This is a genomic window from Paenibacillus uliginis N3/975, from assembly GCF_900177425.1.
GTDB lineage: Bacteria > Bacillota > Bacilli > Paenibacillales > Paenibacillaceae > Paenibacillus_AQ > Paenibacillus_AQ uliginis.
This window is the reverse complement of the sequence record NZ_LT840184.1, coordinates 2,520,597-2,532,564: the sequence shown is the minus strand read 5'-3', so window position 1 is coordinate 2,532,564 and position 11,968 is coordinate 2,520,597. Positions and strand designations below refer to the sequence as shown.

The window sequence follows — 11,968 nt, the reverse complement described above, 5'->3', positions numbered from 1 at the left end:
TCTTTTATGTATTTCATGTGTTTATAAACCATTCTATCTTTGCATGAACGGCGTCGTCCATTTCAGACCTGCTGTGATCCAGTTTATTATGTATACGCGTGATGTCATTTTCCTTAGGTCGACCTGTAAATTTGCGGTTTGAAGACTCCGCCCAAGTTACAAGCTGCTCCCGTATTTTAGCTTTTAACCTGTCTATTCTCGTATATGTAAGTAGGTCTAGCAAAATCTCGAGCTGTTTCCATCTATCAAAAGCAGGCAACAGGCGCAGTGCATTCCGCATCACATGATCCGGCTGCTCCTGTGACATCATTGAGGCCAGTTCATCTGGATTGACTAAGTATGGATATCGTCGGAGTGCACGAGAAGCTTCACGTGAAGTACCGGGCTGCTCGCTTTGGAGCGAGTCAGTAAATAAAGATGCATACGGTTCAGGGTTTAACTTAGCAAGACCACGCAGAACAGCCTTCCGTACGGAGACACTCGGATGGTCTGAATATTCAAACAGCACTTCGTTCTCAAAATCCTGACCTGTTTCTCCCAAACCTGCGATTGCTACTGCAAGGTGCTGCTCCTGCCCATTCCAGATGACGTCCAGATAATACTCGGAATAATCCATCTTATGAAGACGATTCAAATAACGCCGTGCCGTCTCCCTAACCGTCATATTGTAATCCAGAAGCCTGTCTATTAATATTTCCTTAGCAGCATTGGGGAAATAGACCGCGAGTAAAGCCAGGCTTTCCCTTCGGATGGAAGGTACTGGATCACTTTTCATTCGCAGCAACATCTTATACAGGCTTTCATTTTCAAGACATGTTTCTACCTTTTGCGATGCCCAGCGGCGTATTTCTGTATCACAATCCATGAGCGCCTGTTCGATAACAGCTGCAGCATCAGCGCCCTCGGCTTCAACAGATGCCCGATATGCAAACCTGCGAATTTTGTTGTCCTGCGAAGTAAGTGCTTCGGTCAGTGCCTCCGTACATTCACTCCCCCGCAGAAGCTGATGAATCGACTTCACAAACGGCTCAAAAGAATCTCGGCCGCATGTTAGAAGCCGATCAACAAGTGATATGTTTTGAATCCAGTGCCATGCATTATTGGAAGTGCGCCGTTGTTCCAGAGATTTCCTGGCGATATTGCGGATCTCCGGTACCCAATCGTTCATTCGCAGGAGCAGAAACGGAAAAGCCCTTCCATTATCCACCTCTGCTAATCTTTTAACAGCCGCCTCTCGGACGTATCCGCTCCAATGCATGCTGCTTATAGACAATCGAGTAAAGCTGGCTTGCTCCAAGGCTCTCATCATGCGTTCGGTTGCTCTTTTCCACTCCGTCGGAGATGGATGCCAGGCTCGAATATGCTCATTCATCCAAGCCAGTTCAAGTGCAGGGCAGAAATCAAGCAGCTTAGAAACAGCCATTTCGGCAGATTCCACTACCCTGGCATCTTCGCTTTCCATCAAAGGTAGTAGATATGGAATGGCATAATATTCACCGGACTGTCCTATTTGATCAAGCACGTTAATTCTATTTGGCGTATCCAGATCTTCAATTAAGGAGCCAAGGTAAGGTGACAGCTTCCTCATGAGATCTACTCCTTTCACCTAGAGGACTACTTGTACGCGGACTTTCTGATAGCGTCGTACCGTCGAATGTGACAATAAGTTGTTAACCGATGACCTTTACGACGTTTCCCTCATTATCTGTAATATTGGTTTTTACAATTTGAATGGCGGTTCCTTTTAGAGAAGGAATTTCAAACACACTTTCTTTTGGAAGTAGCCTTATCAATGGCATCCCAGCCAGTTGAAGTAACATTTTCGGTCATTTACAGTTGCCTCCCATGTATGCTCTTAAAAGTTATGTAATCTTTAAAAACTAAAAAAATCAGGAGATTGGAATCCCTATTGTCCATTGATAAGATGAATCAGAAGGAAGGGGTCCAAGAGCCTGATTACTGAATAAATTATAAAGCTTTATGGCAACAATTATCAATTGTGATCATGATATATACGTCTGAAAACCTCTTTCGTCCTAATTATATAGTATGTTTTTCCTATTCAATTCCTTTTCCATTGTCGTTACACTGATTCTGAAGGAGGTTGTTACATATGGGAGCATGGGAAACAGGTGTATTTGATAATGATGGTGCGGGTGATTTTTTAATCATCGTAGAACGTGACTACTCTGCTATCGTTAACCAGATAGAATATGTGGAAACTACATGGTCTGAAGATGAATATATGGAAGTCGATGAAGGAAGCTGCATTCTCGCAGCGGGAGAATTGATTCTCGAAGCCTATGGTGTTCATCCAGTTCAGCGGCTCTCAGAAAAAGTCGATCTGACTGCCGTGAAATCACAGATCACATTGGAGTTGCTTCAAAAGGTCATCGGATTAATCCAGATTGCCTTAAACATGGACAATAGCGACCGGTCAGAAGTGTACGAACTTTGGGCGGAAGCTGATCCTGAGGATTTTGCAAAGTGGAAGCAAACGGGGCAAGCCATACTCCATCAGCTAGAGCAATTGAGTGTTGGCGCGTAATGTCATTTTATATTGGTTTCATTATTCGGGATTACATGATACTCAGTCCTCTCCTGTTTATTTAAATTAACAACGGGCTACTCTATTGGGCTCGATCGGTTTACTTAACCAATGCTCATCGGTTTGCACATGATTTTTACGGACAAATTTGGCCGCACAATGCTTGAACTCTTCATATGCAAATGTAGATGTCAGTCTCACCACATAGCCTTCTTGCTCTCCGCCACAGCAGGATTGCTTCGTATAGCACTTTTTGGCGGCTTCTTCGTTCCAAATCCCCCGGTACAACTCAGGGACTATAGCAACTCCAAGGCGGGACGCCCACTCTACGGTCTCATCCCAAGATAGGCTAACGTTATGTTCATTCCAAACGGAAAACAGCATGAAATAGCTGGGCAAAGATGTATACAACAATGAATGTTTGGCATAAACATTTTCCCCACACAATCGATATCCTTCCGGTATCAGATGCTGTATACTACCATGCAGCGTCTTGACATAATGCCGGGAGGGATGGTCCTTGCTGTCAAGGGACCTTGCGTGAATGAAATCAGAGTACATCGTCGTATTTTCCCCGTCCATTTTTTCCGTTATGACCACCTCTTGTCCTGCAAAATGATCGGTATTCCGCAAGATTTTGTCATCATCCGTATATCCCCTCGACCATGGCAGATGCATCGTTTTCGGATATTTCACTTTCATAGTATCACCTCTTTATTTTGCAAAAGTATCTGCTTCAGCGAAGAAGTACATTTGGGCTAGTAAATCCTCTCCGAGCAAATGATAAATTTTAGACGCTCCCGCGTCCCCTCCGTGTAAAATCTCCATGTGGAAACTTACTATATTCACAACCTTCAAGATAAAATCTTGGTCATAACCAAGCTCTTTAAGGACATGACAGGCCATTGCAGCGGATACGTGCTCGTGTCCAAAATACGAATAATATCCCCGGTTCTCTTTCCATACCTTGCAAAACGGTTTACCCGCATCGTGAAACAAGGCTGCTAACTGCATCGCGAGCAAATCTTCACCTTCATAACAGACGTTGATGTATTCCAGAACCGCATAGGTATGCTCTGACAAGGTTTTTGAATGATGGGGATTCTCCTGATCATATCCCAGCATGACTCGGAAATATGGGGATTTGGATAAATAATCAAACAGCTCATTATGATCCGAACTGCCAGCAAGATGTTTTTCTAGCTCTGTCCTTTCAATCATGACTTCGCCTGGTGTATGGACGATATGCACGGCATGAAAGCCTTCTCCAAGGACAGGAAACTCGAAGTTTTTAGCATACTTGGTTATTATCTTGTCGTCGATCCGCCTTTTTCTCGCTTGTATTCGTTCTCTTACGATCTCGTAAGGAGTAATGCATACATGGCATTCGACAGGTACATCCTTGAATCTCTTCAAAAATTTAAACCTCCGGTTGCGGCTCACATTTGTAGCGTCAAACACGACATTCCGGCCCGTTTGCAAAGCATGATCGATTTCCGCAAAAGCTTCGTTAAATACCGCATACGTATTTTTTTGCTTAGATTCGCTTCCGAATAACCTGTTTCGAATCGAATCGGTTGCAACGTGCGCAGCCCTTTGTCGTTTGCACAATTCTTTTGCGTAATGACTTTTGCCGCTGCCAGGAATACCGACGAGCATGTGTACAGTGCTCATATTGATCACCTCCTTTCACTCTTTCTACTATACATAAAAATGTCCACAAATTCAGCGACTTCTTGTTCTTTTATTGATCCCTTACCCATTCAGCCAGACTTTCATTCTGTTGAAGATTTTCTCTTTTATAATAATAGACCTTCTTAAATTCGTAATCATCTCTCCAATGTAAATTCCCTTGTCACGATAAAATCTCAAAACCTTAGGCTGTCGTATACCAGAGGTACAAATAATAATGCTCATCATTAACTCCAAAAAATTGCAGCAAATTCCAATCATCATAAAGCATCACATTGCTTGATCTGAAAGTGACTTCATTTTTTAATTCTAAATGTCCTTCCGTATACAGCTCGGCTTTGTCCAATATTTCCTTCCAACGCAGTGAAGTGCATTCTCCGTTGTCCAAAAGATATGTTAGTGCCGTACGCAAAGCGTTAGGGCCAACTTCTCTTACTTCCTTCTCATCCCAGCTCCATTCCTGTTCACGGAATTCCAATCTTAGTAGTAATAATGCAAGTCCCTCCAAATCGGATCGGACTTCTGTCCTCGGTAGCTTGAGAAAGTAAGCTCCGGCTTCTCCAGCTGGATAATTCCATTCTTGAAATTCAACCTGATGGCTAAAAGGCAGCGATTGCTCCGTCAAATTATGCTTTAAGCTCGCAAGCTCCGTTTTGGTTAGGCTTAGCTGCTGTATTTGTTGCAGATGAAATACCGAATTGACCGCACCTTGGGCACATTGCAGCAACGTATGATATAAATCCCCCGTGCAGTCATTGTACTCTTTTTCCAGTTGATGCAGGTGGGCGGAATAAGGTGGACTGTCATTCCACGACCCCATGCCTCCGAATACCCAAGCTTTATATACGGCATTAAGCAGCCTTTGAGCCTCGTCCGAATAGATTTCAGGCAGTTCCATCGGCATATTAGTTACAACACCTTCAAGTCTTTCAATAGCCGGTTTAAAAAAATCGTTGTTCCAGAACTCTTCATCAATATCGACCGCTAGCTGTCCAATCCGCTTCAGTATTCCTCTTAATTCCGCTGCATAATGACTTATAGGAACCGTTCCATATTCTCTATTAATCCCGGTAGGATCAATATGCTCTGTATATGTAATTCTCCATTTTGTTGCTTGCTGAGGGTTACTCACCACTTGCCAAGACGGCATCCAAGCAGGTTCGTTAGGAATTCCAATCGCTGCAATACCCGCCGGTTGTCCCCCACCTACAAAACCACTACTTTTCCAGGTCTCTCCCGAACTTTGGCTGGTCACCAGTGAAAGTCCCTGGCATCCTAACGTTATTAAATGATCCAGCCACGCTGACCATGTCCATTTCCCTTGGCTGCTTGCAAAATCACTTCATAATGTTCTTGATCCGGATGAACATTGTCTTCAGGCTTTGCCCCGCCCAGGATATAACCATTACCCATAGCAGTCAATTGAATGAGTTGATACACCTCGCCGTTCATGCTGATCATCCCCCTTCTTTCCCCTTGCAAAAAATGCCTATAATTAATATAACGCAAAAAGCCATAGCTGGCTCCCCCTTCGACAAATCCAAGTCTCCAGGTGGAACTACAGCTATGGCATGCGATCGTTTCAGAATTTTCAGTAAAATCCTATTTCAATATATTTTTAAAAGCTTCTGTTTGCTGTTTGATACCGACTTCCGTTGCAAAACGTTCAATACTGGATGCTCCGAAGAATCCTTCAACTCCCTTGGTTTTTGACAACACATACTCAGCATCTTGCGGTTCGGCAATCGGACCGCCATGGCACAGGATCATGATATCCGGATTGATTGCTTTGCCTGCGTCACAAATCGCCTGGATTTTGTCCACACAGTCATCGAGTGTCAGCGCAGTTTTAGCGCCAATCGTTCCTTTTGTAGTCAGTCCCATATGAGCGACCAGGACATCCGCTCCGGCTTCGGCCATCTTTTTCGCTTGATCCACATCAAACACGTAAGGTGTTGTTAACAGATCTAGCTCATGGGCTTTTCGAATCATATCAACTTCCAGATCATACCCCATTCCGGTCTCTTCAAGATTTGCGCGGAACACGCCGTCGATCAGGCCGACTGTAGGGAAGTTCTGAACACCTGCGAATCCCTGCTCTTTAAGCTGTTTTAAGAAAATATCCATGATCCGGAACGGATCCGTACCGCAGACTCCAGCCAGTACTGGTGTCTCCTTAACAACAGGAAGTACCTCATTCCCCATATCCACTACGATTTGGTTGGCATCCCCGTACGCCATGAGTCCGGCGAGTGAGCCGCGACCAGCCATCCGGTAACGTCCCGAGTTATAAATAATGATGAGGTCAACTCCGCCCGCTTCGGCGCTTTTGGCCGATATCCCGGTTCCCGCACCTGCACCCAAAAGTACATTCCCGGCCGCTACCTCTGCTTTTAATTGGGCCAAAATCTCTGTTCTAGTCTTCATTGTATGATTGCCTCCTTGGGGTCATTTAGTTCGTCGTGTTCAGCGATAAGTTTAGTTCATGATATTCTACGGTTAATGTTGCTTCATCATTTCCACCAATTTCTTGGCAGCTGCGATAGCAAAAGCTTGATCATTAATATCTGTGTCTACTTCAATCAGTTCAACCGACTGGCGGTCAATATTCTGTCTTAGTGTATTAAACAACATTTCATCCTCTTCGGTACCCCTAAACTGCTCTCCTTCTACATCGAGCATGGAGACACCTTGCAAAGGAAGCATTAACATCGTTGGGCCTTTTGCCTGATTCAATTTATCCGCAATAATCTCGCCAAGTTGACGGTTCTCGTCTACCGTTGTCCGCATCAAGGTTACGGACGGGTTGTGCTTATACAAATTGCGGTCCTTGAAAGCTGTCGGTACTGAATAGTAGGGACCGAAGTTGACCATATCCAGTGCGCCAGTCGATACGACCTGCGGTACCTTACAGCGTCCGGCTGCCTCAAGTCGATGAGGTCCGGCAGCCAACACACCTCCGACAAGCTCGTCGCACCATTCGGTTGTCGTGAGATCCAGCACCCCATCGATAAAGCCGCCTTCAATCAGGCTTTCCATCGTTTTTCCGCCCGTGCCAGTTGCATGGAACACCAGCACCTCGTAGCCCTGATCCTCCAGATATTCTCTAGCATAATTAACACATGGTGTGGTGACGCCAAACATGGTAGCTGCGATCAACGGCTTTTTATCCTGAGGCGGTGTCGATTCAAACTGCACCATACCCGCCATGGCATGTACTGCGTTGGTAAATATTTTGGTGGAAAACGAGTTTAGCCCGGATACGTCAACGATGGACGGAAACATGATGATGTCACTAGTTCCTACATAGGGTTCTGTATTGCCAGAAGCCACGGTTGATACCATCAATTTGGGAACTCCGATCGGCAAACCTCGCATGCCTGCGGTGACAATGGACGTTCCCCCTGTTCCTCCGAAGGACAGGATACCGTCAAATTTCCCTTCTGCATACAGCTTCGGAATGATTACTTCCATTCCTCTTGCCAAAGCTTCTGTCCCGGCAGCCCGGTCCTTTCTGGCAGCTATTTCATAAATATCGATACCCGCAGCTTCTGCAACTTCGGTGTTGGATACATCAGGTGTAAACATGGGTTCAAACACACCACTGTGTATTGTAAATGCGTTTAAGCCGAGACTTTCAATGACCGATTTCACATATAAAAACTCTGCACCTTTTGAATCAAATGTTCCTGCAATGGCTATCGTTTTCACTGAATAACCTCCTTCGTTAAACATGCTATCAGGATCCGCCGCCAGCCCTGCCGGACCACCGCCGTGAACCTTTACAACCCAATAATACAGCGCTTTCAAGTCAAAGTAATCGTATGGTTGTATGATTTTTATGTATATTTGTCTTATGTTTGTTTACGGAAGTTTTGCGGGGTAACACCGGCGTATTTTTTAAACGTTTTACTGAAATGCACATAATCAGGATATCCGACCAACTCCGCAATCCTTGATAATGAAAGCTTTGTATGCTTCATCACGTCCTGCGCTTTATGTATGCGGTATTTCGCTAGGTATTCCGGAAACGTGCAGCCCACTTCCTTGTTAAAAAGCGCGCTTAAATGCGTCCGCGAAACGTGAATCTGGTCTGCAAGCTCTGTCAGTGAGATGTTGTTCATGTAGTTATGGGCAATATGCTCTTTAACAAAAGCCACATAATCATACGGCTCATCTAAAGCGCTCAGCTTATTCATCAGCTGTTGGTCCTGCTCCAGATAACCAGTAACCTTGAACCGATGCGTCGTATCCACGATAGCCTCTTCTGTTGGAATCCGTTCGAAGCTGGAGCCGCCGAGATATCCCATCGCGGATGTATTATCATACATATACTGCACATCAATCGGAGTATGGACAGGTCCGCCATATACGAGTTTTATAGGATTCCGATTAGAAGCATCACATACAGCAAAAATCTGTCTCGCGATGTCCGCTCCTTTTTCCAGGGAATATACTTTTTTTGTACCCATCAATCCACCTGCCGTAACCCCTAAGTGGGCGCAGATCACATCAGCTCCCGCATCCAGCATATAAGCCGCCTGCTCTGCATTAAATACAAAAGCCATCGTAAACATATCCATTTCGTGTGCGAGCCGGACAGCCTCTACTTCCTGAAGGTAAGATATCCCCTCTTCCTCCAATGCTTCACGAAACTGTCCGTCGATCAGGCCGACCGTCGGATAATTGATGATGCCGGAAAAACCGCTACTTTGAATCGTATCCAAATACGATGACAGTTCTATGGTAGGATCTGTTCCGCAAAGTCCGAATACAACAGGTTTATCCCCAACAACGGACAATATCTCACGTGATCCATACTCCATTACCATTTCATTAGAGTTCGCATAAGGCATCAAGCCTGCGATGGAGCCCAGCCCCATTTGTCTAAACCGTCCCGAATTCAATGCCAAAATAAGATCTGCTCCGCCTTTTACCGCATACTTGGCTGATATTCCCGCTCCTGCCGCAACGCCAATGATATGCTCTCCAGCTATAGCTTGTTGATGCATCCGTTCTACAATTTGCTTTCTGCTTGTTGCCAATTTGATGAGCCCCTTCGATCAATTAGACCGCCATACTATATTTTACCCTGGCAGTTCATTACCTATTATTATAAGGGATAACTTGTTGATTCTGTTAATGTGTTTATTGTTGGTAAGGATATTGTTAGGTAAGAGCATCGATAAAGACACTTATTTTGAGAGCTTGACCTCTGCAGAATGAATTGTACTCCGAATATTCCTTTCCCATTCAAATATCTTCTTCTGCAAAGCATGGATTTGGTTAACATCATCAACGATCCGTTTCAATTCTGCAGCAGCCTTCACAGCGTCTCCCTGCTTGACAGCTGCTTTATAACGTTTATTCGCTGCAATTTTATTTTTATTTATGTCTGTTATTTTTTTGTTTTCGGCTGTAATTTGTTTCTTTAGCGTTTGCACAGGTACTAAGGCATCTTTAACGATTTTGGCTTTTGCGGCAGCCTGCTTCTTCGCAGCTGTTAAAGCATCCCTTTTCAATTTGATCTCCTGTCTCGCCGCATTAGCAGAAGCCTTAATACGGTTTCGCTTGAGATCATACAGAAGAACAGATTTTCGATCTTTGCGTTTCCTCGCTTCTGTCGCTTTCTTGCCGAGATCAGTGTATTCCGCAAGCAAAGGAGCGTATTTTTTCTGAGTCTGGTCTACTTCTGTCTTTAACTTGTCGAGCTTTACCTTGTCAATGAGCTGTACTTTTGAATTAATTTCTTTAAGCTTGTCATTGTTTTGCTTGCGCAGCACCTGTATTTGCTGCTTATCCTGTTTATTGGCTAACTCCAATGCGGTAAAGCTGTCATGCAACTGGTCAATGCTTGTTAACGCAGCATCCCATCCAGTATTTGAAGCCTCTACATAGGGCGGTCTAGCCACAAGCAGCAGGGAACACAGGGTTAGAATTACTAGAACACTTATATAACGGTTATATTTACTTCTTCGTTGCAACAAAACAATCATCTCCCTTATCCATATCATCTTCAAAGGAAGCGCAAAAAAGCACCCCACAAGAAAGGCTTCATAGCCTGTCCTGCGAGGTGCTTCTCCCGCACTTCTTTCGATTTGATAATAGTATATATTGGATCAAATAGGATGTCAATCACTTTTCAGAACATTCGTTCTCGTTTCGATCCCGATTGGGACGGAATTTGACAAAGGACGAAACGATAAGTATGAGCAGCACCCCAAGACAAGTCCCAATGCTGAATCGGTTCTGACTGTCAAAGAGGAACATGGTTGCAATAACTGTGAGGCATACGACTACAAATCCTGTCACATAGGGATATCCCCACACTTTGAAGGCAGGTTTAACAGGATACTGTTTGCGTAGCTTCAGCTGGGATAGAGCAATACAAATCCATACCAGAATTACAACGAATCCCGGAACAGCCATTAGTATACGGAAAAGCTGATCCTGTGCGAATAGCCCCAGCAAAGAGCCAGCAAGCAAAATGACCGCTAACAGCAAAAGCGTATTTACCGGACTCCCCTTACGGTTAGTTCTAGCCAAAGACTTGGGTGCCTCACCTGCCGCTGCCATGGAATAAAGCATTCGCGATGCACCGTAAATACCTGAATTGGCAGCTGACAGAACAGCCGTTATCAAGATGAAATTCATAATATGAGCTGCACCCGACAGTCCGGTCGCTGTTAATACCTGTACGAACGGACTGCTCTCCGGTCCCAGCTGATTCCAAGGAATTAATCCGCAAATAATCAGAATTGGCAGGGTGAAAAACAGAATGATTCGTAAGATAAAGTTACCGACCACCTTGGGTAATATACGTTCAGCATTTTCTGTTTCAGTCAGTGTTAATCCTATAAGCTCAGAGCCACCGTAGGAGAACATCACTACGAGCAATGCAGAGAATACTGAAGTCCAGCCATTCGGTAAAAAACCTCCGGAATTCGTGAAATTTTGCAGGTATGGCGTATGATCACTTGGAATGACACCGAATATCAGACATACTCCCAGTACGATAAAAATGATGATCATGGCAATTTTAATTCCTGCCAGCCAAAATTCAAATTCTCCAAAGGTACCTACGCTCATCAAATTGATGAGAACAATAAAGGCGGCACAGGCCAAACTTAGCAGCCATAACGGTACTTCTGTAAACCAATATTGCAGAAAACTGCCCGCAGCAATAACCTCTATAACACATACAGACAGCCACATGAAGCAGTACATCCAGCCCATGATGAATGAGACCTTTTCCCCGAAAGCTTCACGGACAAAATCCTTCATATTCCGGTTTGGATATACGGTCGCCATTTCTGCCATGGCTGCCATTACGACCAGAAGCAACAGTCCTGCAAATATATAGGACATGATAACCCCAGGTCCAGCCAAACCAATCGTTTCAGCACTACCTTTAAAAATCCCTGTTCCGATTACGCCGCCCATAGCCATAAAACTGATATGTCTAGGTTTTAATTTTTTCTGTAATGATCCCTCTGCTTGTCCCATCCATATCCTCCTGATGTATATTCATGACTGACTATGTATTTTAAATGCATATATCAGTATAACCTATTATGCATATTTGTGAATATGCTGAATGTTGGACAATAAATACAATCAATTTTTGGACAGATGCAATGAAACTTCCTACTTCTTTTAAACGTCTTCTGATTCAAAGGGACAAGTGTGGGGCTGGGGAGGCAATAAACGTTTTGCGCTAGGCGTACC

The 11,968-nt window shown here is 44.4% G+C and carries 12 protein-coding genes; 1 reads left to right on the top strand and 11 read right to left on the bottom strand.

The window, feature by feature from the left end:
• Positions 1-13 precede the first annotated feature (13 nt).
• Positions 14-1,588: a HEAT repeat domain-containing protein gene (locus tag B9N86_RS12060; RefSeq protein WP_208919432.1), complete on the bottom strand. Its 1,575-nt coding sequence runs from the start codon at positions 1,586-1,588 to the stop codon at positions 14-16.
• Between the two features lie 82 nt (positions 1,589-1,670).
• Positions 1,671-1,820, bottom strand: a complete 150-nt coding sequence (locus B9N86_RS12055; protein ID WP_244563049.1) for a hypothetical protein — start codon at positions 1,818-1,820, stop codon at positions 1,671-1,673.
• A gap of 293 nt (positions 1,821-2,113) precedes the next feature.
• Here B9N86_RS12055 and B9N86_RS12050 point away from each other — a divergent pair, with 293 nt between their 5' ends.
• Complete coding sequence (locus B9N86_RS12050) at positions 2,114-2,548, top strand: DUF4259 domain-containing protein (protein ID WP_208919431.1); 435 nt, start codon at positions 2,114-2,116, stop codon at positions 2,546-2,548.
• Positions 2,549-2,614: 66 nt separating this feature from the next.
• Here the strand turns inward: B9N86_RS12050 and B9N86_RS12045 are convergent, their stop codons facing one another.
• From B9N86_RS12045 to B9N86_RS12005, 9 genes are all read right to left on the bottom strand, one after another.
• Positions 2,615-3,250, bottom strand: coding sequence for an RNA ligase family protein (locus B9N86_RS12045; RefSeq protein ID WP_208919430.1), 636 nt, complete (start codon positions 3,248-3,250; stop codon positions 2,615-2,617).
• 12 nt (positions 3,251-3,262) lie between these two features.
• Entirely contained in the window at positions 3,263-4,222 is a 960-nt protein-coding gene (locus B9N86_RS12040; RefSeq protein ID WP_208919429.1) for an AAA family ATPase, read from the bottom strand.
• A 202-nt stretch (positions 4,223-4,424) separates the two neighbouring features.
• Positions 4,425-5,495, bottom strand: a complete 1,071-nt coding sequence (locus B9N86_RS12035) for a hypothetical protein (protein WP_208919428.1) — start codon at positions 5,493-5,495, stop codon at positions 4,425-4,427.
• Positions 5,496-5,524: 29 nt separating this feature from the next.
• Positions 5,525-5,692, bottom strand: a complete 168-nt coding sequence (locus tag B9N86_RS12030; RefSeq protein ID WP_208919427.1) for a hypothetical protein — start codon at positions 5,690-5,692, stop codon at positions 5,525-5,527.
• A gap of 150 nt (positions 5,693-5,842) precedes the next feature.
• Entirely contained in the window at positions 5,843-6,667 is an 825-nt protein-coding gene (locus B9N86_RS12025; RefSeq protein ID WP_208919426.1) for a phosphoenolpyruvate hydrolase family protein, read from the bottom strand.
• Positions 6,668-6,739: 72 nt separating this feature from the next.
• Positions 6,740-7,951, bottom strand: a complete 1,212-nt coding sequence (locus tag B9N86_RS12020) for a Tm-1-like ATP-binding domain-containing protein (protein WP_208919425.1) — start codon at positions 7,949-7,951, stop codon at positions 6,740-6,742.
• 143 nt (positions 7,952-8,094) lie between these two features.
• Positions 8,095-9,285: a phosphoenolpyruvate hydrolase family protein gene (locus B9N86_RS12015; protein WP_280174984.1), complete on the bottom strand. Its 1,191-nt coding sequence runs from the start codon at positions 9,283-9,285 to the stop codon at positions 8,095-8,097.
• 150 nt (positions 9,286-9,435) lie between these two features.
• Complete coding sequence (locus B9N86_RS12010; RefSeq protein WP_244563048.1) at positions 9,436-10,227, bottom strand: hypothetical protein; 792 nt, start codon at positions 10,225-10,227, stop codon at positions 9,436-9,438.
• Between the two features lie 148 nt (positions 10,228-10,375).
• The gene (locus B9N86_RS12005; RefSeq protein ID WP_208919424.1) at positions 10,376-11,746 is read right to left on the bottom strand and encodes an amino acid permease; all 1,371 of its coding nucleotides are present in this window, start codon (positions 11,744-11,746) and stop codon (positions 10,376-10,378) included.
• Positions 11,747-11,968 lie beyond the last annotated feature (222 nt).